Annotated in this window: 21 protein-coding genes; 15 read left to right on the forward strand and 6 right to left on the reverse strand. The window is 70.3% G+C overall.

Features of this window, described 5'->3' with window-relative positions; translation table 11 throughout:
* Window positions 1-9: 9 nt before the first annotated feature.
* Window positions 10-1,056 carry a hypothetical protein gene (locus tag EUA06_RS04870; protein WP_129473899.1) on the reverse strand — a complete coding sequence of 349 codons (1,047 nt, stop codon included), beginning with the start codon at window positions 1,054-1,056 and terminating at the stop codon, window positions 10-12.
* A gap of 45 nt (window positions 1,057-1,101) precedes the next feature.
* On the opposite strand from EUA06_RS04870, the gene EUA06_RS04875 reads away from it, so the two are divergent.
* The 7 genes from EUA06_RS04875 to EUA06_RS04905 all read left to right on the forward strand — a co-directional run bounded on the left by EUA06_RS04875 (window position 1,102) and on the right by EUA06_RS04905 (window position 7,753).
* Window positions 1,102-1,989, forward strand: a complete 888-nt coding sequence (locus tag EUA06_RS04875; protein ID WP_129473900.1) for an NUDIX hydrolase — start codon at window positions 1,102-1,104, stop codon at window positions 1,987-1,989.
* Window positions 1,990-2,178: 189 nt separating this feature from the next.
* Window positions 2,179-3,150, forward strand: coding sequence for a PstS family phosphate ABC transporter substrate-binding protein (locus EUA06_RS04880; RefSeq protein ID WP_129473901.1), 972 nt, complete (start codon window positions 2,179-2,181; stop codon window positions 3,148-3,150).
* Window positions 3,151-3,170: 20 nt separating this feature from the next.
* Window positions 3,171-4,106: a phosphate ABC transporter permease subunit PstC gene (gene pstC / locus EUA06_RS04885; protein ID WP_129473902.1), complete on the forward strand. Its 936-nt coding sequence runs from the start codon at window positions 3,171-3,173 to the stop codon at window positions 4,104-4,106.
* Window positions 4,106-5,008 (forward strand): phosphate ABC transporter permease PstA, encoded by a 903-nt coding sequence (gene pstA, locus EUA06_RS04890; protein WP_129473903.1) that lies wholly within the window; start codon window positions 4,106-4,108, stop codon window positions 5,006-5,008. The genes pstC and pstA overlap by 1 nt, the downstream gene beginning before the upstream one ends.
* Before the next feature lie 119 nt (window positions 5,009-5,127).
* Window positions 5,128-5,898 carry a phosphate ABC transporter ATP-binding protein PstB gene (pstB, locus tag EUA06_RS04895; RefSeq protein WP_242498017.1) on the forward strand — a complete coding sequence of 257 codons (771 nt, stop codon included), beginning with the start codon at window positions 5,128-5,130 and terminating at the stop codon, window positions 5,896-5,898.
* Window positions 5,899-6,135: 237 nt separating this feature from the next.
* Window positions 6,136-6,753: a DUF47 domain-containing protein gene (locus EUA06_RS04900; protein ID WP_129474386.1), complete on the forward strand. Its 618-nt coding sequence runs from the start codon at window positions 6,136-6,138 to the stop codon at window positions 6,751-6,753.
* A 4-nt stretch (window positions 6,754-6,757) separates the two neighbouring features.
* Window positions 6,758-7,753, forward strand: a complete 996-nt coding sequence (locus EUA06_RS04905) for an inorganic phosphate transporter (protein ID WP_129473905.1) — start codon at window positions 6,758-6,760, stop codon at window positions 7,751-7,753.
* 18 nt (window positions 7,754-7,771) lie between these two features.
* Here EUA06_RS04905 and EUA06_RS04910 read toward each other — a convergent pair whose 3' ends face one another.
* On the reverse strand, window positions 7,772-9,949 hold the full coding sequence (locus EUA06_RS04910) for an RNA degradosome polyphosphate kinase (protein WP_129473906.1): 2,178 nt from the start codon (window positions 9,947-9,949) through the stop codon (window positions 7,772-7,774).
* Between the two features lie 58 nt (window positions 9,950-10,007).
* Entirely contained in the window at window positions 10,008-10,370 is a 363-nt protein-coding gene (locus EUA06_RS04915; protein ID WP_129473907.1) for a DsrE family protein, read from the reverse strand.
* Window positions 10,371-10,392: 22 nt separating this feature from the next.
* Here EUA06_RS04915 and EUA06_RS04920 point away from each other — a divergent pair, with 22 nt between their 5' ends.
* The 5 genes from EUA06_RS04920 (at window position 10,393) to ygfZ (ending at window position 14,263) form a co-directional block, all read left to right on the forward strand.
* On the forward strand, window positions 10,393-10,887 hold the full coding sequence (locus EUA06_RS04920; protein ID WP_129473908.1) for a heme-binding beta-barrel domain-containing protein: 495 nt from the start codon (window positions 10,393-10,395) through the stop codon (window positions 10,885-10,887).
* Complete coding sequence (locus EUA06_RS04925; protein ID WP_129473909.1) at window positions 10,884-11,303, forward strand: Fur family transcriptional regulator; 420 nt, start codon at window positions 10,884-10,886, stop codon at window positions 11,301-11,303. Before EUA06_RS04920 ends, EUA06_RS04925 begins: the two co-directional genes overlap by 4 nt.
* Before the next feature lie 162 nt (window positions 11,304-11,465).
* Window positions 11,466-12,029 (forward strand): ArsR/SmtB family transcription factor, encoded by a 564-nt coding sequence (locus EUA06_RS04930; protein WP_129473910.1) that lies wholly within the window; start codon window positions 11,466-11,468, stop codon window positions 12,027-12,029.
* Window positions 12,026-13,306, forward strand: a complete 1,281-nt coding sequence (locus EUA06_RS04935) for an MFS transporter (protein WP_165354260.1) — start codon at window positions 12,026-12,028, stop codon at window positions 13,304-13,306. The genes EUA06_RS04930 and EUA06_RS04935 overlap by 4 nt, the downstream gene beginning before the upstream one ends.
* A gap of 9 nt (window positions 13,307-13,315) precedes the next feature.
* Window positions 13,316-14,263 (forward strand): CAF17-like 4Fe-4S cluster assembly/insertion protein YgfZ, encoded by a 948-nt coding sequence (ygfZ, locus tag EUA06_RS04940; protein ID WP_129473912.1) that lies wholly within the window; start codon window positions 13,316-13,318, stop codon window positions 14,261-14,263.
* A gap of 4 nt (window positions 14,264-14,267) precedes the next feature.
* Here ygfZ and mshD read toward each other — a convergent pair whose 3' ends face one another.
* The 3 genes from mshD to EUA06_RS04955 all read right to left on the reverse strand — a co-directional run bounded on the left by mshD (window position 14,268) and on the right by EUA06_RS04955 (window position 16,940).
* Window positions 14,268-15,080, reverse strand: a complete 813-nt coding sequence (mshD, locus tag EUA06_RS04945; RefSeq protein ID WP_129473913.1) for a mycothiol synthase — start codon at window positions 15,078-15,080, stop codon at window positions 14,268-14,270.
* A gap of 31 nt (window positions 15,081-15,111) precedes the next feature.
* A complete protein-coding gene (locus EUA06_RS04950) occupies window positions 15,112-16,095 on the reverse strand; it encodes a type IV toxin-antitoxin system AbiEi family antitoxin domain-containing protein (RefSeq protein ID WP_129473914.1) in 984 nt (327 codons plus the stop codon).
* Between the two features lie 116 nt (window positions 16,096-16,211).
* Entirely contained in the window at window positions 16,212-16,940 is a 729-nt protein-coding gene (locus EUA06_RS04955) for a winged helix-turn-helix transcriptional regulator (RefSeq protein WP_129473915.1), read from the reverse strand.
* Window positions 16,941-16,985: 45 nt separating this feature from the next.
* On the opposite strand from EUA06_RS04955, the gene EUA06_RS04960 reads away from it, so the two are divergent.
* The 3 genes from EUA06_RS04960 to EUA06_RS04970 all read left to right on the forward strand — a co-directional run bounded on the left by EUA06_RS04960 (window position 16,986) and on the right by EUA06_RS04970 (window position 20,128).
* A complete protein-coding gene (locus tag EUA06_RS04960) occupies window positions 16,986-17,282 on the forward strand; it encodes a MoaD/ThiS family protein (RefSeq protein WP_129473916.1) in 297 nt (98 codons plus the stop codon).
* Between the two features lie 262 nt (window positions 17,283-17,544).
* A complete protein-coding gene (locus tag EUA06_RS04965) occupies window positions 17,545-19,602 on the forward strand; it encodes a carboxypeptidase-like regulatory domain-containing protein (protein WP_129473917.1) in 2,058 nt (685 codons plus the stop codon).
* A gap of 64 nt (window positions 19,603-19,666) precedes the next feature.
* A complete protein-coding gene (locus EUA06_RS04970; RefSeq protein WP_129473918.1) occupies window positions 19,667-20,128 on the forward strand; it encodes a TlpA family protein disulfide reductase in 462 nt (153 codons plus the stop codon).
* Window positions 20,129-20,295: the final 167 nt, after the last annotated feature.

Genomic DNA, 20,295 nt, shown 5'->3' on the forward strand with positions numbered 1-20,295 from the left:
AGCCCGCGCTCAGCAGGTCGCGAACAGCACCGGACCGCTCGTCAGGTCCGAGAGTACGTACGCCCCCTCCTCCGGCTGCAGGTCGAGGGTGATCTCGCGCCCGTCCGACCCGGCCGCCTCGACCGAGAACCGGTCGGTGAAGTCTCCGCCCTGGCCCGGTGCCGGCCCCGCCGCGAGCTGCGCCCGCGCGTCCGCGTCCCCCGGGGCGTCGTCGGCGTCCTCGACCTGCAGCACGGCCCGCAGCTCGCCTCCGGCCAGCGCGCCCATCGCGAACCCGGTGAGCGGGTGCACGCCGCCGGCGGCGGCCACCAGCTGGTCCGCCTCGGCCTGGGCGTCCTCGTCGGCCTGGGCCATCGCGAGCCGTTCGCACGCATACGTGCCGTCGTAGACCGCCGCGGCGAGCGGCTCTCCGAGCGTCGAGGCGAGGTCGCCGAGCCCGGCCGCCGCGTCGGCGTCGCCGTCGACCACCTCGCGGACCTGCTCGAGGTAGGGCGCCTGGTCGGAGGCCAGGACGACCCCGCGGTCGGCCAGCAGGACGAAGTGCTGGAGCTCGGGGGTGAGCGAGCCGACCCTCGCCACCACGTCCGGCCCGCCGATCCAGACGCCGTCCTCGTCCTCCGGCTCGGTCCACCCGGCGTCCGTGAGCCGCTCGGCGAGGCCGTCGAACGACGTGTCCGCGCCGACGCCGAGCACCTCGACCGCCCCGGCGGGCGACTGTGCGAGCAGCTCCCACAGCAGCGTCGCGGGGGAGAAACCGAGCTCGGTCTGCATGGTCCCGGCCGACGTGCCGAGGGCCGACATCGCGGACAGGTCCGCGGCGAAGGCGTCCGAGACGAACGCGTCCACCTCCTCGGCCGACGAGCCGGCGTCGACGTCCGCGTCGAGCTCGCGGCGTACGCCCTCCCAGTCGGTCCACGTCGCGCGGCTCGTGGCGTCGGGGGCATAGGTCAGCGCGTCCGCCAGGGGCGTCGTCGGCGTCAGCACCCGCCAGGCCACCAGCGCGGCGGCGACGACCGCGAGCACGGCCGCGACGGTGACGACGGCACGACGCGACACGGACGGTCTCCTCAGGGACGGTGGGTGGGTGTGAGACTACGGGTCATGCCCCTGGGTGAGCCCCGCGACGTGCGTGCTGCCGGTGCCGTGGTGACGCGCAAGGCCACCGGGGGGAGTCGCAAGGAGTGGGAGGTGCTGCTCGTGCACCGCCCGAAGTACGACGACTGGTCCTTCCCCAAGGGCAAGCTCGATCCGGGCGAGCACGAGGTCACCGCAGCCGTGCGGGAGGTCGCCGAGGAGACCGGGCTCGACGTCCGCCTGGGGCCGGCGCTCGCCGCGCAGCGCTACCGGATGTCCAACGGCCGCTGGAAGCACGTCGACTACTGGACCGCAAAGGTCGTCGGCAGCGACGACGTCAGCGGCTACCGCCCCAACGCCGAGATCGACGTCGTGGAGTGGGCGCCGTGGGAGGCCGCGATGACCCGGCTGACCTATCCCCACGACCGCGAGACCCTCGCCGAGGCGCGCCCGCTGAGACGGCGTACGCACGCACTCGTGGTGCTGCGGCACGCCAAGGCCCGCTCGCGCGGGGGCTGGCGCAAGGACGACCGGCTGCGCCCCCTGGTCCAGCTCGGCGAGGCGCAGGCCGAGCGGCTGGTGCCGCTGCTCGCCGCCTTCGACGTGACCTCGGCGCACACCTCGTCGAGCGTGCGGTGCCTGCAGACCGTGAGGCCCTACGTCGACACGACCGGGTGGCCGACCAAGATCTACGACGAGCTCAGCGAGGAGCACGCGAGCGCCGAGGGAGTCGTCGAGATCGTCGACGCACTGCTCCACGGCTCCGAGGGGGTCGTGCTGTGCAGCCACCGCCCGGTGCTGCCGACCGTCGTCGACGCGCTCGGGATCGGGGACGTCGAGCTCGAGCCGGGCGCGATCCTGGTGGTCCACCACCGCAGGGGCAGGGTCGTCGCCACCGAGGTCCGCCAGCCCTGATAGACCCGCGGGACAGGTGGGGTCAAGGGTGCGTGGCCGAGTTCATGTGATCGCCGTCTCACGCCCGCGAGGGCGACGCCATCCGGTCCGGTCGAGTTCACGCTGCGTTCACCGACGGCGGCGTGGTCGTTCTCCTGACGTCCCTACCTTCTGGCTGTCAGCACACATCAGACTTTCAGGAGCACCGAAGTGAACCGCACTTCCAACCGCTGGGCCGCTGCGTCCGGCGCGATCGTCCTCGCCCTCACCCTGGCCGCCTGTGGCGGAGGCGACGCCGGCAGCGACACCGGCTCCGGTGACAGCGAGAGCGGCGCCGTCAGCGGCTCCGTCGCCGTCGACGGATCGTCGACCGTCTACCCGATGAGCGTCGCTGCCCAGGAGCTCCTCAACGAGGAGAACCCCGACATCCAGGTCACCGTCGGCGAGGCCGGCACCGGTGGTGGGTTCGAGGTCTTCTGCACCGGCGACACCGACATCTCCGACGCCTCCCGTCCGATCGAGGAGGACGAGATGGCCGTGTGCGAGGAGAACGGTGTCGAGTACACCGAGCTCCAGGTCGCCACCGACGCCCTCACCGTCGCGGTCAACGCCGACCTCGACGTCGACTGCCTCACCACCGACCAGCTGATCGACCTCGTCGGCCCGAAGGCCACCGCGACCAACTGGAACGAGATCGACCCGAGCTTCCCCGACCAGGAGATCTCCTTCTTCTTCCCGGGCACCGACTCCGGCACCTACGACTACATGGCCGCCGACGTCGTCGGTGACGAGTCCGAGGTGCTGCGTGACGACGTCGAGTCCTCCGAGGACGACAACGTGCTCGTCCAGGGTGTCTCCGGCACCGAGGGTGCGGTCGGCTTCTTCGGCTACACCTACTACGAGGAGAACCAGGACACGCTGAAGGCCCTGCAGATCGACGACGGCAACGGCTGTGTCGCTCCCTCCGCCGAGACCGCCCAGGCCGGCGAGTACACGCCCCTCGCCCGTCCGCTCTTCATCTACGTGAGCAACTCGTCCTACGCCGACAACGCGGCCGTCGCGGCCTACGTCGACTTCTACATCGAGAACCTCTCCGACATCGCCGAGATCGGTCAGTACATCCCGCTGAGCGACGAGCTGTACTCCGAGACGCAGTCCACTCTCGAGTCCATCGGGTCCTGAACAGACCTGACACCCCTCGTATGAGCACCAGCGCCACCGCGGGTCCGACAGGTCCGTCCTCCGGGACGGGCCTGTCGGCCGCGGTCGACCTCAGTCCCAAGTCCCGGCCGGGTGAGCGGGTCATCACCGTCGTCCTGCAGCTCTCGGCCTACGCCTCGATCGCCATCACCTTCGGGATCATCGCGGCGCTGATCCAGCCCGTGACCGAGTTCTTCAGCGAGGTCCCGTTCGGCGACTTCTTCGCCTTCGACGGCACCTATGCCGTGCTCCCGTTGGTGACGGCGACCTTGATGGTCACCTTGATCGCCCTGCTGGTCGCGGTGCCGCTCGGTCTCGGCGCGGCCCTCTACCTGTCGGAGTACGCCTCGCGGCGCGCGCGCAAGATCCTGAAGCCGACCGTCGAGCTCCTCGCGGGCGTGCCGTCGGTGGTCTACGGCTTCTTCGCCCTCACCTTCGTCACGCCGACCCTCCTGCAGGAGATCCTTGCCCTCGACGTGGGCTTCACCAACGCGCTCGCGGCGGGCCTCGTGCTCGGCGTGATGATCATCCCGACCATCGCCTCGCTGGCCGAGGACGCCTTCTCGGCCGTCCCGCAGGCGATGCGGCAGGGATCGCTGGCGATGGGTGCCAACCGCATGCAGACCAGCCTGCGCGTCGTTTTCCCGGCGGCCCTGTCCGGAGTGGCGGCTGCCGTCGTGCTCGGCATGTCTCGGGCCATCGGCGAGACGATGATCGTGACGCTCGCCGCGGGAGCGCTGAAGCAGTTCAGCCTCGACCCCCGCGACGGCATGCAGACGATGACCGGCTTCATGGCGACCACCGCGGGCGGCGAGAACCCGGTGGGCTCGGTCGCCTACAACAACCTCTTCGCCGTCGGCATGCTGCTCTTCGTCATCACCTTGGTGCTGAACCTCGTCAGCATCAGCTTCGTCCGTCGCTTCAGGCAGGTCTACTGATGAGCATCGCCGCCACCACCGCGCGCCAGGTCACCCTGGCCACCGGCAAGAGCAAGGACAAGACACCCGTCTCGCTCGCCTTCCTGATCGCCCTGTGGTTCTCCATGTTCTTCGGGGTCCTGGTGCTGCTGGCGCTGATCGTCAACACCGCGATCGACGGGTCGACCCGCTTCGACAGCGAGCTGCTCACCAACTACGCCTCGATCGTGCGGCCGGAGTCGTCCGGCTTTCGCGCCGGCATCCTGGGCAGCCTGTGGTTGATGGTGTTCACGGCCCTGCTGGCGGTTCCGCTGGGCATCTCGGCAGCCCTCTACCTCGAGGAGTTCGCCGACCCCACCACCCGGTGGAACCGGTTCGTCGAGGTCAACCTGCAGAACCTGGCCGCCGTCCCGGCCATCGTCTACGGGCTGCTGGCGGTCGCGATCATGGCGCTGCTCGGCTTCCAGAACGCCGGCATCGTGCTCGGCGGCGCCCTGGCCCTCGCCCTGCTGATCCTGCCGGTCATCATCATCACGACCCGCGAGGCGGTGCGCGCAGTGCCACGGGAGATCCGTCAGGGATCGCTCGCCCTCGGCGCCACCGTGTGGCAGACGACGTGGCGCCAGACCCTGCCCTCAGCCATCCCGGGGATCGCGACCGGCACCATCCTCGGCCTGTCCCGCGCCATCGGTGAGGCCGCGCCGCTGGTCGTCGTCGGTCTCGCCGGCTCGGTGCTCTTCGACCCCGAGGGCGTGATGAGCCGCATCACGGCCCTGCCGATGCAGATCTACTCCTTGACGTCCAACTCGCGCGAAGAGCTCCAGCAGGCGGCGTCTGCAGCGATCATCGTGCTCCTGGTGATGGTCCTCGGCCTCAACGCACTGGCCATCTTCATCCGCAACAAGTTCCAGCGATCCTGGTGAGAGAGACTTCCGACATGGCTTCAGCCACTTCTGCCGACACCTTCCCCAACATGAGCTCGCTCGGGGAGGCCCACGTCGACAACGAGCGCCGACTTCCCGCGAAGCCGGTCAACCCGGTGATGGAGACGCGCGACCTCAACGTCTTCTACGGCGACTTCCACGCCGTGCACGACGTCAACCTGTCCTACGGTCGCCACGAGATCACCGCGATGATCGGCCCGTCCGGCTGCGGCAAGTCCACCGTGCTGCGCTGCCTCAACCGGATGAACGACCTGGTGCCCGGCGCCCGCGTCGACGGTGAGGTGCTCTACCACGGCCAGGACATCTACGAGAAGCGCGTCGACCCCATCGCCGTACGCACCCAGATCGGGATGGTCTTCCAGAAGCCCAATCCGTTCCCCAAGTCGATCTACGACAACATCGCCTACGGCCCCCGGGTCACCGGCATGAAGGTCGACAACATGGACGACCTCGTGGAGGAGGCCCTCAACGGTGCCGCCCTGTGGGACGAGGTGAAGGACAAGCTCAAGCAGTCGGCGTACGGCCTCTCCGGCGGGCAGCAGCAGCGGCTCTGCATCGCCCGGACCATCGCCACCAAGCCCGACGTGATCCTCATGGACGAGCCGTGCTCGGCCCTCGACCCGATCGCCACCGCGCGCGTCGAGGACCTCATGCTCACGTTGCGCAACGAGTACACGATCATCGTCGTGACCCACAACATGCAGCAGGCGGCGCGTGTGTCCGACCGGACAGCGTTCTTCACCGCGCGACCGGACGAGACCACCGGCAACCGGACGGGCCTGCTCGTCGAGTACGACCTCACCTCGACGATCTTCTCGGCGCCGGGTGACAAGCGCACCGAGGACTACATCTCCGGTCGTTTCGGCTGATCGGCGCGGCGCACCTCGCCATTCTCAGCGCGGCGGGCGGGTGCCCGGTGACGGCGGCTCCGTGATCGGGGGTTCTCGGAGCCGCTCCTCACGGGGCATCCGCCCACGCGTCGGGAAGGGCACGAGGTGCGGCCGTGACGACGGGCACGCGCCGAACGGCGGGCAGGAGTTGCGTCGCGGAGTCGTTCACCCCCTAGCATGAAGCACGGTTCATCCGTCCCCCCTCCGGAGTTCACCGTGCGTTTGAAGTTCCGCCCTGTCGACAGCTCGTTCTACGACCTGTTCAGCGAAGCCGCCAACCACCTCGTCGTCGGAGCACAGCTCCTCAGCGAGATGCTGTCCGACGGCAGCTCGAAGGCCGACATCGCCCAGCGCATGCGCGAGGCCGAGCACGCCGCCGACGAGACCACCCACTCGATCGTGCGGCGCGTCAACAGCACGTTCGTGACGCCGTTCGACCGCGAGGACATCTACAACCTCGCCTCGGCGCTCGACGACGTGATGGACATGATGGACGAGGCCGTCGACCTCGTCCTCCTCTACGAGGTCACGTCGCTGCCGCCCGAGACGACCCAGCAGGTCGAGGTGCTCCAGCGGTGCGCCGAGCTGACCGCAGCGGCGATGCCGTCGCTGGAGTCGATGGCCTCGCTCGACGAGTACTGGATCGAGATCAACCGGCTCGAGAACACCGGCGACAAGTCCTACCGGCGCATCCTCGCCAACCTGTTCAGCGGCGAGTTCGAGGCGCTCGAGGTGCTGAAGCTCAAGGACATCGTGGAGTCGCTCGAGGGGGCGATCGACGCGTTCGAGAAGGTCGCCAACATCGTGGAGCAGATCGCCGTCAAGGAGTCCTGACCCGATGGAAATCGCGATCATCATCGCGGTGGTCGTCGTGGCCCTGGTGTTCGACTACACCAACGGGTTCCACGACGCTGCCAACGCGATCGCCACGTCGGTCTCCACCGGCGCGCTCAAGCCGCGGGTGGCCCTCGCCATGGCGGCCGTCATGAACTTCGTCGGCGCGTTCCTGGGCCAGAAGGTCGCCCAGACCGTGTCCGACACGATCGACCCCGGCCCCGGCACGCACGGGTTGGTGATCGTGATGTGCGGCCTGCTCGGTGCCATCTCGTGGAACATGATCACCTGGTACTACGGCCTGCCGTCGTCGTCCTCGCACGCACTCATCGGTGGCCTCGTGGGCGCCGCCGTGGCCGCGGGCGCTACCGCCAACTGGGCGGTCGTGCTGGAGAAGGTCGTCCTCCCGATGTTCATCTCGCCGGTCGTTGCCTTCAGCCTCGGGTTCGCCCTGATGGTCGCGATCATGTGGATGTTCCGCAACGCCAACCCGAGCAAGGCCAACCGCGGCTTCAAGGTCGCGCAGACCATCTCCGCCGCCGCGATGGCCCTGGGCCACGGTCTCCAGGACGCGCAGAAGACGATGGGCGTGATCTTCCTGGCCCTGCTCACCGGCGGCTACGTCGCCGAGTCGGACGGCCTCCCGCTCTGGGTCATCATCGCGGCGGCGACCGCCATCTCCTTGGGCACCTGGTCCGGCGGGTGGCGCATCATGCGCACGCTCGGTCGACGCATCATCCACCTCGACCCGCCCCGCGGATTCGCCGCCGAGTCGGTCGCGGCCTCGGTGCTCTACACGACGGCCTACGTCTTCGAGGCGCCCATCTCGACCACACACACCATCACGTCAGCCGTCATGGGAGTTGGCGCGACCAAGCGCCTCTCAGCCGTGCGCTGGGGCGTGGCGAAGTCGATCCTCACCGCCTGGGTGCTGACCTTCCCGGCTGCCGCGTTCGTCGCGGCGGTCTGCTACTGGGTGGCCCGCATCTTCCTGCCCTGACACCACCCTCGACGCCGGTCAGCGCCGGCGTCGGCGCTGGCGTGCGATGAGCTCGTCCTGCAGGTGCCGCTCGCCGGTGTGGAGGTGCCACTCGCCTTCCGAGTCGAGGTCCCACGCGGTCGTCCCGGGGTCGAGCGACAGGTCAAGGAGGGCGCGCACCTCGTCGACCACGTGCTCGTCGCGCAGGCGTACGAGCACCTCGACGCGGCGGTCGAGGTTGCGGTGCATCATGTCGGCCGACCCGATCCAGGCAGCCGGCTCGCCACCGTTCTCGAACCAGAACACCCGGCTGTGCTCGAGGAAGCGGCCCAGGACCGACCGGACCCGGATGGTCTCCGACAGGCCGGGCACGCCGGGACGCAGCGAGCAGATGCCGCGGATGATCAACTCGACCCGCACGCCCTCCTGCGAGGCGAGGTAGAGCGCATCGATGACCGCCTCGTCGACGACCGAGTTCGCCTTGATCCGGATGCCGGCGTCGCGGCCGGCCTGGTGGTGGGCGATCTCCTGGTGGATCTGGGCGATCAGGCCGTCGCGGACGCTGTGAGGCGCGACGAGCAGGTGGTCGTAGGTGCGGTTGCGGCTGATGCCCGACAGGTTGTTGAAGAGCAGAGCGACGTCCTCGCCGATCTCCGGGTCGGCGGTCAGCAGGCCGAGGTCCTCGTAGATGCGCGCGGTCTTCGGGTTGTAGTTGCCGGTGCCGAGGTGGACGTAGCGGCGGATGCCCTCGGGCTCGTCGCGCACGACCATCGAGAGCTTGCAGTGGGTCTTCAGGCCGACCAGGCCGTAGACCACGTGGCAGCCGGCGTGCTCGAGCTTGCGCGCCCAGCGGATGTTGGCCTGCTCGTCGAAGCGGGCCTTGATCTCGACGATCACGAGGACCTGCTTGCCGGCCTGCGCGGCATCGATGAGTGCCTCGATGATCGGGCTGTCGCCCGACGTGCGGTAGAGCGTCTGCTTGATCGCCAGCACGTGCGGGTCGGCGGCCGCCTGCTCGAGGAAGCGCTGCACCGATGTGGCGAAGGAGTCGTAGGGGTGGTGCAGCAGCACGTCGTGGCGCGCCACCGAGTCGAAGACGTCGACGGGGGACGCGGACTCGACCTCCGCCAGGCTCGGGTGCGTCGACGGGAGGAAGGCGGCGTACTTCAGGTCGTCGCGCGGCAGGTCGGCGATCGAGTGCAGCCCGGTGAGGTCGAGCGGACCGGGCAGCGCGACGACCTCGTCGCGGCCGACGCCGAGCTCGGAGACGAGCAGGTCGAGGACCTTCGGGTCGATCGACTCCTCGACCTCGAGCCGCACGGGCGCGCCGAAGCGGCGGCGCAGCAGCTCCTTCTCGAGCGCCTTCAGCAGGTTCTCGGCGTCGTCCTCCTCGACCTCGAGGTCCTCGTTGCGGGTCACCCGGAAGGTGTGCGCGCCGAGCACCTCCATGCCGTTGAAGAGCTTCTTGAGGTGCTCGCCGATGACGTCCTCGATCGGCACGAAACGCTGGTTGCCCAGCTCGATGAACCGACCGAAGGTCGGCGGCACCTTGACCCGCGCGAAGTGCTCGGTGCCCGTCTTGGGGTGTCGTACGACGACCGCGAGGTTGAGCGACAGACCGGAGATGTAGGGGAAGGGGTGGGCGGGGTCGACGGCGAGCGGGGTGAGGACGGGGAAGATCCGGTCCTTGAAGAGCTTCTTGCAGACCTTCTGCTCCTCGCGGTCGAGCTCGGCCCAGCGGACGATCTCGATGCCCTGCGCGCCGAGCTCGGGGAGCAGGTCGGCGAAGGCGCGGGTGTGCCGCTCCATCAGGTCACGGCTGCTCGACCACAGCTGCTCGATCTGCTCGCGCGGCATCAGCCCGCTGGCCGCGCGGACGGCGACACCGGCGGCGATCCGGCGCTTGAGGCCGGCGACGCGGACCATGAAGAACTCGTCGAGGTTGCTGGCGAAGATCGCGAGGAACCGGACCCGCTCGAGCAGCGGCAGCCGCGGGTCCTCGGCCAGCTCGAGCACCCGCTGGTTGAAGTGGACCCACGAGACCTCGCGGTCGATGAAGCGGTCGTCGAACTTCTCCACGGCCTCGATCTGGGCCGCGTCGGGCGTGTAGGGCGGCTCGACGTCGTAGGTGTCGGTGGGGTGGCCGAAGGGCTCCGTGACCGGACCCTCGTCGACGGACGGCGAGGTGGTGCTGGCGAGGGTGGCGGGGTCCGGCATGGGCCCAGTGTGGCACCGGGAGGTGAACGCCGGATGACGTATTTCGAGGCGTGCTGCGTCAGTAGACGAGCGCCTGCACGCCGTCGCCGAGCACCTGCTCGGCGAACACGGCCGCACCCGCGATGCGGACGCCCTCGCGCAGGTCTGCCTCGACGATCCCGCGCCGGGCGGCGCACTGCGAGCAGACCGTCACCGACCCGCTGTCGAGCACGACCGACAGCAGCTGGTCGAGCGGGGTCGCGAGGTCGAGGGTGAAGTCCTCGGCCCGCCCCGGGACGCCGAACCAGGCGGCCTCGCCGGTCAGCCACAGCGAGACCTCCGCGCCCGCCGCGGCAGCCGCGGCGGCGACGGTGAATCCCTGGTTGAGGCGCTCCGCCTCCTCGGCGCCGCAGGTGACCTTGACGACCAGTGAGCGAGCCATGGTCGAACACTAGAGTGCTGCCATGCCTTTCGAGCTGCCGGACAACCTGCACCCCAACTGCGGCCCCGTCGCCTGGCTCCTCGGCACGTGGCGCGGCAACGGCCACGGCGCGTACCCGACGATCGAGTCCTTCCAGTTCGGCCAGGAGCTGATCTTCACCCACGACGGCCGGCCGTTCTTCCACTACATGTCGCGCGCGTGGATCGTCGACGAGGACGGCGAGTTCGTCCGCGACGCCGCGATGGAGACGGGCTTCCTGCGCTGCCCCGAGCCCGGCAAGGTCGAGTTCCTGCTGTCGCACAACATCGGCTTCTCGGAGATCTGGTACGGCGCGGCCGATGCCGGAAAGGTCGAGATGCACACCGCCGGCGTCTCCTTCACCGAGACCGCCAAGGAGGTCACCGCGGGGTCGCGGATGTACGGCAACGTCGAGGGAGACCTCCTCTACGCCTACGACATGGCGGCTGTCGGCCAGGAGCTCCAGCCGCACACCTGGGGACGGCTGCAGAGGGCATGAACGACGACCTCGCGACCCGGCTGAGGGAGCAGGGCCTGCGGCTCACCCCGCAGCGCCAGCTCATCCTGCGGGCGGTCGTGGAGCTGCGCCACGCGACGCCTGACGAGGTGCTCGCCCACGTGCGCAGCCAGGTCAGCTCGGTCAACGCCTCGACCGTCTACCGCACGCTCGAGGTGCTCGAGGAGCTCGGGCTGGTGCGCCACACGCACCTCAGCGACCGGGCGCCGACCTATCACTCCGCCCTCGAGCACGAGCACGTCCACGTGGTCTGCCGCCGCTGCCAGAAGGTGCGGTCGTACGACCCCGCTGTCGTGCAGCCCGTGGTCGATGCCCTCGCGGCCGACGGGTTCGTCGTCGACGTCGGCCACCTCGCGATCTTCGGTGAGTGCGCCGACTGCGGCTCCGCTGGCACCTGAGTCTCCGAGAGACTCACGCCCGAGGTCGCGCACCATGCAGGCAGTTCGAGCCCGAGCGAACGCGTTGCACGCTCAGCGCGACCCGACGCTGGCGCCAACTGCCTTCACGGTGCGGCTGAACAGACTGTTGCAACACTTCTTTCGAAAGAGTACTTTCGACGGGTGAGTCCCCCCCGTCGCCTGCGTGACCCCCGTGCCCTGCAAGCCGTCGCGCACCCGGTGCGCATGGCCATCATCGAGCTGCTGTCGGTCGAGGGCGCGATGACGGCCACCCAGCTCGCCGACCGCCTCGACGAGTCGCCGGCGAACTGCTCGTGGCACCTGCGCAAGCTCGCCGAGCACGACTTCATCGAGGAGGCGGCCGGCGGGGCCGGGCGGCAGCGTCCGTGGCAGATGCGGCACATCGGCATGTCCTGGGCCGAGGACGACGACGTCACCCCCGATGAACTGCGCGCCGGCCAGGCGCTGAGCCGGATGCTGATGGAGCGGTGGGTCGACCGGTTCCTCGACGCCAGCGAGCGCGAGGAGAGCGCGACGTGGCGCGAAAGCGCCGGCATGTCGCAGAACGTCGCCTGGCTCACCGCCGAGGAGCTCGCCGACCTGACCACCCGGTTGCAGGAGGTGGCCGGCACCTATGCGGAGCGCCTCGCCACCGGCGAACGACCCGAGGGTGCCCGCCTCTGCGAGATCGTCGCGTGGGGCGCCGCTGTCGAGGTGACCCGGTGAAGGCGGCGTTCGCCCAGCCGGGCTTCAGCCGACTCTTCGCCGGACTGTCCACGTCGATACTCGGCGACTCGATCATGCTGCTCGTCCTGAGCATCTGGGTGAAGACGCTGACCGGCTCGAGCGCGATGGCGGGCTTCACCTTCTTCTTCATGTGCATCCCGGCGATCTTCGCGCCGCTGGTGGGCGTGTGGATCGACCGCATCAAGCGCAAGCCGATGCTCGTGTGGGGCAACCTGCTGTCCGCGGTGGCCGTGATGCCGCTGCTGCTGGTCCGCGACGCCGGTGACGTCTGGATCATCTGGACCGTGGCCGGGGTCTACGGCATCAGCTTCGTGGTCCTGCCCGCCGGCATCAACGGGCTGCTCAAGGAGCTGATGCCCGACGACCTGCTCGTCGACGCCAACTCGAGCATCCAGACGATCAAGGAGTCCTACCGCCTCTTCGGCCCGCTGCTGGGTGCCGCCCTGTTCGCCTGGCTGGGCGGCTGGGTCGTCGCGCTCGTCGACATCGCATCGTTCGTCGTCGCGGCCGCCGTCATCTCCACGATCCGGGTCGAGGAGGAGGAGCCGGAGCACGAGGAGGCGGCCTACTGGAGCCAGCTCACCGAGGGACTGCGACACCTCGTGCACGACCGGGTGCTCGGCAACCTGCTGATCGGCTTCGGCCTCTCGATGCTCGTCCTCGGCTTCACCGAGTCCGCGATCTTCGCCCTCACCGACCACTTCGACAAGCCCGCGACCTACGTCAGCGTGATCGTCTCGGTGCAGGGCATCGGGGCGGTCGCCGGCGGTGTGCTCTCCGCCCGGTGCGTACGCCGTCTCGGCGAGGTTGCGACCAGCACGCTCGGGCTGGTGCTCCTCGGGGTGAGCGCGCTCGGCATCGCCGCGTCGCCGGCCATGGCCGGGGTGCTCGTCAGCGTGGTGCTCTTCGGGGCCTCGCTCCCGCTGCTGGTCGTGGCCTACATGACGATCCTCCAGCGCCGCACGCCCCAGCGGCTGATGGGCCGCGTCTCGACGGCCGCCGAGGTCGTGATGACGGTGCCTAGCGCGGTGTCGCTCGCCTTCGGCGCGCTGCTGGTGACGCTGATCGACTGGCGCTGGATATTCCTCGTCATCGGGGTCGCGACGCTGGCGGGTGCGGCGCACGTCGCCTTCTGGCTGCGCGACGAGCTGCGAGGTCGTACGACCGAGGACCTCGTCACCGAAGGGGTCGACGACGACCCGCCCCCCGCGCTCGAGCCGTCGTCGCCGCTGGGGCCCGGCGTGGGCGCCTCGTAGACTCGAGTCATGTCCAGCCCCCTCCTCGCCCTGCCCGGGGCCGTCGCCGGCGACGGCATCGACGCCCTGGTCGCCGCGCACTACGGCTCGTTCAACACCGAGCAGCGCGCGCTGGCGCAGGGCGACGGGTTCGTGGACCTCTCGCACCGCGACGTGCTGCGGGTCTCCGGCCCCGAGCGACTCAGCTGGCTGCACAACCTCACGACCCAGTACTTCGACGGTCTCGCACCCGGCGCCTGGACGCAGGCGCTCGTGCTGAGCCCGCAGGGCCACGTCGAGCACGCGTTCACCGGCGTCGACGACGGTGAGGCGTTCACCGCGCACACCGAGCCCGGTGCCGGCCCCGCCCTCGTCGAGTGGCTCGAGCGGATGAAGTTCATGACCCGCGTCGAGGTCGCCCTGGTCGACGACCTCGCCGTGATGTGGCGCCCGGGTGACGCTCAGTCACGGGGGGCAGGCCGCTACGACCTCGTGCCCCGCGACAAGCTCGCGGCCTACGCCGAGGCCGCCGGCCCGGCCGCCGGCCTCTGGGCCTTCGAGGCGCTCCGGATCGAGCGCGGTGAGGCCCGCTTCGGCCTCGACACCGACCACCGCACCATCCCCAACGAGGTCGGCTGGATCGGCCCGGCGGTGCACCTCGACAAGGGCTGCTACCGGGGGCAGGAGACGGTGGCCCGGGTCCACACCCTCGGTCGCCCTCCCCGCCGGCTGGTGCTGCTGCACCTCGACGGCTCCGAGAACCGCCTGCCGCCCGTCGGCTCGCCCGTGTCCTACGAGGGCCGCGACGTCGGCTTCGTCGGCTCGAGCGCCCGCCACCACGAGCTCGGCCCGATCGCGCTCGCGCTGGTCAAGCGCAACGTGCCGGTCGACGCGGCGCTCACCGTGGACGACATGCCCGCGGCGCAGGAGGTCATCGTCGACCCCGAGGTCGGCCTCCACGTCCGACCGCTCCGCTGACGCCCTAGGCACCCCGGCGGTACTGGACGTGGGTGTCCGCGTCCGCGTGCGCGAACCCCAGCCGTGAGTAGACGGCCACGGCGGGCCCGTTGTCGGACTCGACGTAGAGCAGGACCTCCTCGACGCCGAGGCCGGCGAGGTGGTGCAGCCCGGCCAGGGTGAGCAGCTTGCCGAGACCGCGGCCCTGGGCCTGCGGCGAGACGCCGACGACGTACACCTCGCCGAGCCGCTCGTCGTGCTGCTTGGTCCAGTGGAAGCCGAGCACGCCCGAGCCGTCCTCCGCGACGAGCAGCCCCGCCGGGTCGAACCACGGCTCGGCCATCCGGCGGGCGAGGTTGCCGCGGTCCATCGCGCCCTGCTCGGGGTGGCTCGCGAAGGCGGCGGCGTTGACCGCCACGATCGCGTCCGCGTCGGAGTCGTCGTAGGAGCGGATCGTCAGCCCGTCGGGGAGCTCGAGCGGCGACAGCGGCAGCGAGGTGGGACGCCGCATCACCCACAGGTCGCGGACCCGTTCCCAGCCGTACGTCGTCGCGAGCCGCGCCGCGGCCGGGTGGTCGCCGTGCGACCAGGCCACCAGCTCACCGTCGTACGACGCCACGCCCTCCAGCAACGCGGTGCCCACGCCGCGCCCCCGGGAGTCCGGCTGCACCGCCAGGCTGAGGTCGCCGTCGTGCAGCAGCGCGAAGCCACCGCGCTCCACGATGACAGTGGCCGCGCCGTCCGCGAGCGCGATGCGGGCCGCCTCGTCGAGAGGAGAGGCGCCGTCGACGGCCTCGGCAGCGTCGGCGATGCGAGTGACCTCGGCGGCGTCGTCCATGCGCCGACCCTAGCCAGCCGGGGTGATCCCCTCAGTGGGGAAGGTCGTCGGCGACATGTCGCGACGAACCTCCCACGTCGCACCCCGGCTCGCGGCACGAGCGGGGCGTGCCTCCCCAGCCGCGCGCGGCGAAGAGGACGGCGAGCCTCGATGCCGTACGACACGGGGTGCCGAAGACCTGCCGGTAGCGCAGCCGCGGCGTGACCCGGCCCCTCGCCAGGTCATCGAGGTCGCGGTCCGCGTCGTCGTCGCGGGCCTCGGAGCCGTCGTGCAGCTGCCCGTCGAGCTCGACGACCAGCTCCAGGTCGGCGTGCGTGGCGTCCCGGTACTCCGTCCCGACGGCTGTGCTCACCACCTCCTGCTGCGACGTGGGCTGGGGCAAGCCGTGCGGCCGGAGCACGCGGACGAGGTAGCCGTGCTCCAGCACGCTGTGCGTGCCGCGGTCGAGGTCGGCGAGCAGGTCGGTCAGCAGGCCCCGGCGCCGCAGCCGGCCACGCCGCTCCATCTCGAGCTCGAGGCGACGCGGGACCGTGCGCCGCGCGCCGACGACCGCCGCCAGGGCCGAGATCGCTGCGAGGTCGTCCGGTGCCCGGTGCGCCGTCTCCACCGCGGCCACCTCGAGCCGGACCCGGGGCGGTGACAGGTTCCACCGGACCAGGTCGTCGAGGTCGCGAACCCGGTGGAGGTGGACGCCCGGCTGCGGGGCCACGCGTCGGGTCCAGTCCACGGCCAGGTGGATCGGGCCGCTCGGGTCGGCCCCGCGGCCGGGCTGGTGCAGTGCGGACCCCAGGTGCAGCGCCGAGCGACCGGCGTACAGCACTGCCGCCCAGCACCGCTGGGACCACGTCGGCGTCCCGGTGTGGCTGAGGTAGGTGCCGGGGTGCACGACGACGAGGTCCCGCCGTCGCAGGAGCGTGTCGACCTGGGCCTGCGTCAGCTCGGCGTCCAGGAGCTGGCGGCGGGAGACGACGCCGTCCTGCTGGGAGAGGAGGTCGGCCACGGGATCGAGTCGCACGACGAGCGTCTGCCCGCGCGGTGGGCCTCCCACTCGGGCGCCTAGAGATCTGTGGACGAACCAGTGGGGAAGGTCGTCCGCGAAATGTCAGGACGATCGTCCCCGCAGTGGTGGGGCTAGGAGGTGGAGCGGCTTGTCGACGTCTCCGACGGCTCCGACGAGGGCTCGCGCGTCGGCACGACGAAGCGGTAGCCGACGTTGCGGACCGTGCCGATGTGGTGCTCGTGCTCGGTGCCGAGCTTGGCGCGCAGGCGGCGCACGTGCACGTCGACGGTGCGGGTGCCGCCGAAGTAGTCGTAGCCCCACACCTCCTGCAGCAGCTGCTCGCGGCTGAAGACGCGGCCGGGGTGCTGGGCGAGGTACTTGAGGAGCTCGAACTCCTTGTAGGTGAGGTCGAGCGGGCGGCCGCCGATGCGCGCGGTGTAGGTCGCGTCGTCGACGACGACCTCGCCCCGGTGGATCACGTGGGCCGACGGGTCGTCCGGGGCGTCGGCGCCGGCGCGGCCGATCGCGAGCCGGATCCTGGCCTCGAGCTCGGCCGGACCGCAGGTGTGCAGCACCACGTCGTCCATGCCCCAGTCGTGTGCGACGACCGCCAGGCCACCCTCGGTGACGACGAGGAGCACGGGAGCATCGGCGCCCGTCGTGCGGATCAGCCGGCAGAGGTCACGGGCCGCGGCGAGGTCCTGGCGACCGTCGACGAGGACGAGGTCGGCCGGAGGAGCGTCGAGCAGGGCACTGCCCTGGGCAGGCAGGATCTTCACGCTGTGCGAGAGGAGGGCCAGCCCGGGGAGCACCTCGGCCGAGGGTTGGAGCGCGCCAGTGAGCAGCAGGAGTGCACTCATGGCTGGACCTCCTCCGGCGCCGGGCGATGAGGAAGGATATCCCGCATGGCAGGTGTGGACGGGCGTGATCAGAGTCGTGAGACGGTGACTGTGCGCTACTGGGCGGGCGCCCGAGCCGCTGCAGGAACGGCCGAGGACTCCTTCGAGGTCGACGGAGACGTGACCCTGGCCGACCTCGTCGCCCGCGTGCTCGAGCGGCATCCCGACGACCGGATGGCGCGCACCGTCGCGGTGTGCTCGGTCCTCGTCGGCGACCGGCCGGTGCGCTCCCAGGACCCGGCGACGGTGGCCGTCGCCCCCGGCTCGGTCGTCGAGCTGTTGCCGCCCTTCGCCGGGGGCTGATCGGAAATCTTTCCGGCCCCATGTTTGGGGAGTGGCTGGAGTGGGACATGATGCACCCGTTCGGAGTCCCATGGCTCCGCACGGGGGACGTGCCGGTTCGGTGACGCAGTGCGTCGGCGAGCGGGTTCGCGCGGCTCCATGCAGTGATCTCGAACTTCAAGGGGGAACCAGGATGCAATCTGGGTCAGGGGCGCGCTCGCGCCTCACATCGGTCGTGGCAGCGGGAGCGCTGGCCGCGGCAGCACTGAGCACGGTCGCGGCCGTGCCAGCCAACGCGGCCGTCATGGTCAGCGGCAGCGTCGTTGACGCCAACGGCAACTACGTAGAGGGATCGGTCCGCGCGGTCGACGGATCGGGCCTCACCGTCGCGGTCGACTCCTTCAGCAACGGAGCCTTCGACCTCCCGCTCAATGACGGCGCCTACAAGCTGGAGTTCTCGGGCTTCGACTTCACCGGCGAGTGGTACCGCGACAAGGCGGACCAGGCCACGGCCGACGTCGTCACCGTCGCCGGCGTCGCCCAGACGCTCCCCGCCTGGACCGTTGACCGCCTGCCCCACGTGACCGGCGTCGTCCAGGACACGCTCGGCAAGCCCGTCGACGGAGCGTTCGTCCAGGCGTACGACGCCTCGACCGGCGACGAGCTCGACAGCTTCACGACCGACGCCGACGGCGGCTTCCGCATCACCTCGGTCAACGCGGTGAAGCTGCGCTTCAGCGGCTACGCCAACGGCGGGTCGCTCGCCACCGAGTACTACAACGACAAGGCCACGCTGCCGGCCGCCGAGCCCGTCGTCCCGACGGCCGCCGGCACCAGCGTCGGCGTGGTGACCCTGGCACCCGGCGGCTCCATCACGGGCCGGATCACCAGCGACGCGGGCGTCCCGCTCCACCGGGCTCGGGCGTGCGCCGGCGGCCGCTGCGACTGGACCGACGCCAGCGGCATCTACCTCATCGAGGGTGTCGACACCGGCGACCAGGTCGTGTCGTTCAGCGACCCCATCGGCGAGTACGTCAGCGAGTACTACAACAACGTGCCGATCACGAACTTCGCCGGGGCCACCAGGGTCACCGTCGGCGTCGGCCAGGCCGTGGGCGGCATCGACGCGGCCCTCGCGCCCGTCACGACCGCTCCGCCCAACGGCGTCGACCTCAGCGGCACCGTCCGCGACGAGCTCGGCACCATCGGGGTCGGCTACCTCGTCGAGGTCTACGACACCCCTGCCGACCCGGACGCGAGGAAGGTCGTCGCGACGACCTACAGCAACCGCGCCGGCCAGTACGTCCTCACCGAGCTCGACCGCATCGGCGGCGAGACGGAGTTCAAGGTGGAGGTCAGTGACGGCGACGAGAGCAGCGGGCCGCGCGAGGAGGGTGACTTCCTCCGTCGCCCGACGTGGTCGGGCAACAAGCTCGACTACCAGACTGCTGCGGTCGTGACCGCGGCCCCGCGGACCCTCGACTTCACCCTGCCCGTCGCGGGCGGCGTGAGCGGCTCGGTCACCAGCGACGGAGGCGGCCTTCCCGAGTCGGGCTTCGTGTCCTTCCGCAACAGCGACCTTCAGGACGCCGGGAGCACCGCCACGGAGACCGACGGCACCTACGACGACCGCACGCTGTGGGCCGGTGACTACACAGTCCGGTTCGGTGGCACCAACCACGTCCCGGAGTGGTGGAAGAACGCCCTCCCCGAGGACGCCACCACCATCACGGTCAAGCCGGGCCAGATGACCACCGGGATCTCGGCCTCGCTGAGCAAGGAGATCACGGCGGTCGAGCGGCCCGAGGTCACGGGCAACGCGTGGGTGGGCAAGACCGTCGGCATCGACGCCGGTCGCTGGAACACCCAGGCCAACTCGCGCATCTCCTACGAGTGGCTGGTCGGCACCACGGTCGTCGCCACCACGCCGACGCTCAAGGTGACGAAGTCGCTGCTGGGCAAGAAGCTCACCGGCCGCGTCACCAACGACGCCGGCTTCGCGCAGGGCCAGGCCATCACGAAGACCACCGCCAAGGTGGGCTTCAAGCCCAAGGTCAAGGCCAGGATCACCGGCAGGTCGGCGGCGATCACCCTCAAGGTCAAGCCCCTGAAGGCCAAGAAGGTCAAGGCCACGATCACCGTCTTCGAGATCGTCGGCGTCAAGAAGAACGGCGACGACAAGCTGAAGAAGCTGGGCAAGGGCAAGATCACGAAGGGCGCCGGCGTCGTCCGGTTCAAGAAGTCCCTCGGCAAGGGGAAGCACAAGCTCGTCTTCTCCGTGAAGGGCAAGGGCAAGGTCGGCTCTGGCGACATCCAGAAGAAGGTCAAGCTCAAGCGCTGATCACCAGCGACACACGACGGCCCCTGCGGGAACACCCGCGGGGGCCGTCGGCGTTGGGACGGGCATGACCTCCGGAGCCTGGATCGCCGTCGGCGCTGTCGTGCTCGCGCTCGCGTTCGGCCTCTGGCGGCTCGGCACCGACGGTCGCTTCCGCGGCACCCACGTCGTACGCCGCTCGAACCCTCTGCTGCTCGAGGAGGGACGAAGTCCTGTCGCGAGACCGGCAGCAGAGGTGGTGGAAGCCGTGGGGGAGACCTTGGGCGAGCGGGCCACGCTGCTCCAGTTCTCCAGCGCGTTCTGCGCTCCCTGCCGCGCCACCCGCCGGGTCCTCGCCGACGTCGCGGGACTCGTCGAGGGTGTGGCCCACGTCGAGGTCGATGCCGAGCACCACCTCGACGCGACCCGTGCCCTCGGCATCCTGCGAACACCCACCACCGTGGTGCTGGACGCGGCCGGCCTCGAGATCACCCGGGCGACCGGCGCGCCGACCCGCGACCAGGTCCTGAGCGCGCTGGCGCAGGCATGATCTCACGATACGGATGTTGTGACCACATGGCGAGACAGCCGCGGGAACGCGAGCCCGTGTCGCCTACTGTCGTCGCCATGTCCTCGACCATGCTCACCAAGCGCCGCGCAGTGGATCACTGCCGCGTGCGCTCGGCGCTGTGTCGAATGTCGTGATGGTCCTGCCCC

Origin of the sequence: Nocardioides glacieisoli, from assembly GCF_004137245.1 — a bacterium.
Taxonomy (GTDB): Bacteria; Actinomycetota; Actinomycetes; order Propionibacteriales; family Nocardioidaceae; genus Nocardioides; species Nocardioides glacieisoli.

Excerpts from the sequence above, each read along its gene's own strand:
- ygfZ (WP_129473912.1), top strand. The coding sequence starts at position 13,316 with ATGTCCAGCCCCCTCCTCGCCCTGCCCGGGGCCGTCGCCGGCGACGGC.
- EUA06_RS04920 (WP_129473908.1), top strand. The coding sequence starts at position 10,393 with ATGCCTTTCGAGCTGCCGGACAACCTGCACCCCAACTGCGGCCCCGTC.
- mshD (WP_129473913.1), bottom strand. The coding sequence starts at position 15,080 with ATGGACGACGCCGCCGAGGTCACTCGCATCGCCGACGCTGCCGAGGCC.
- pstB (WP_242498017.1), top strand. The coding sequence starts at position 5,128 with ATGGAGACGCGCGACCTCAACGTCTTCTACGGCGACTTCCACGCCGTG.
- pstA (WP_129473903.1), top strand. The coding sequence starts at position 4,106 with ATGAGCATCGCCGCCACCACCGCGCGCCAGGTCACCCTGGCCACCGGC.
- EUA06_RS04905 (WP_129473905.1), top strand. The coding sequence starts at position 6,758 with ATGGAAATCGCGATCATCATCGCGGTGGTCGTCGTGGCCCTGGTGTTC.
- EUA06_RS04960 (WP_129473916.1), top strand. The coding sequence starts at position 16,986 with ATGGCAGGTGTGGACGGGCGTGATCAGAGTCGTGAGACGGTGACTGTG.
- EUA06_RS04910 (WP_129473906.1), bottom strand. The coding sequence starts at position 9,949 with ATGCCGGACCCCGCCACCCTCGCCAGCACCACCTCGCCGTCCGTCGAC.
- EUA06_RS04875 (WP_129473900.1), top strand. The coding sequence starts at position 1,102 with ATGCCCCTGGGTGAGCCCCGCGACGTGCGTGCTGCCGGTGCCGTGGTG.
- EUA06_RS04915 (WP_129473907.1), bottom strand. The coding sequence starts at position 10,370 with ATGGCTCGCTCACTGGTCGTCAAGGTCACCTGCGGCGCCGAGGAGGCG.
- pstC (WP_129473902.1), top strand. The coding sequence starts at position 3,171 with ATGAGCACCAGCGCCACCGCGGGTCCGACAGGTCCGTCCTCCGGGACG.
- EUA06_RS04970 (WP_129473918.1), top strand. The coding sequence starts at position 19,667 with ATGACCTCCGGAGCCTGGATCGCCGTCGGCGCTGTCGTGCTCGCGCTC.
- EUA06_RS04925 (WP_129473909.1), top strand. The coding sequence starts at position 10,884 with ATGAACGACGACCTCGCGACCCGGCTGAGGGAGCAGGGCCTGCGGCTC.
- EUA06_RS04955 (WP_129473915.1), bottom strand. The coding sequence starts at position 16,940 with ATGAGTGCACTCCTGCTGCTCACTGGCGCGCTCCAACCCTCGGCCGAG.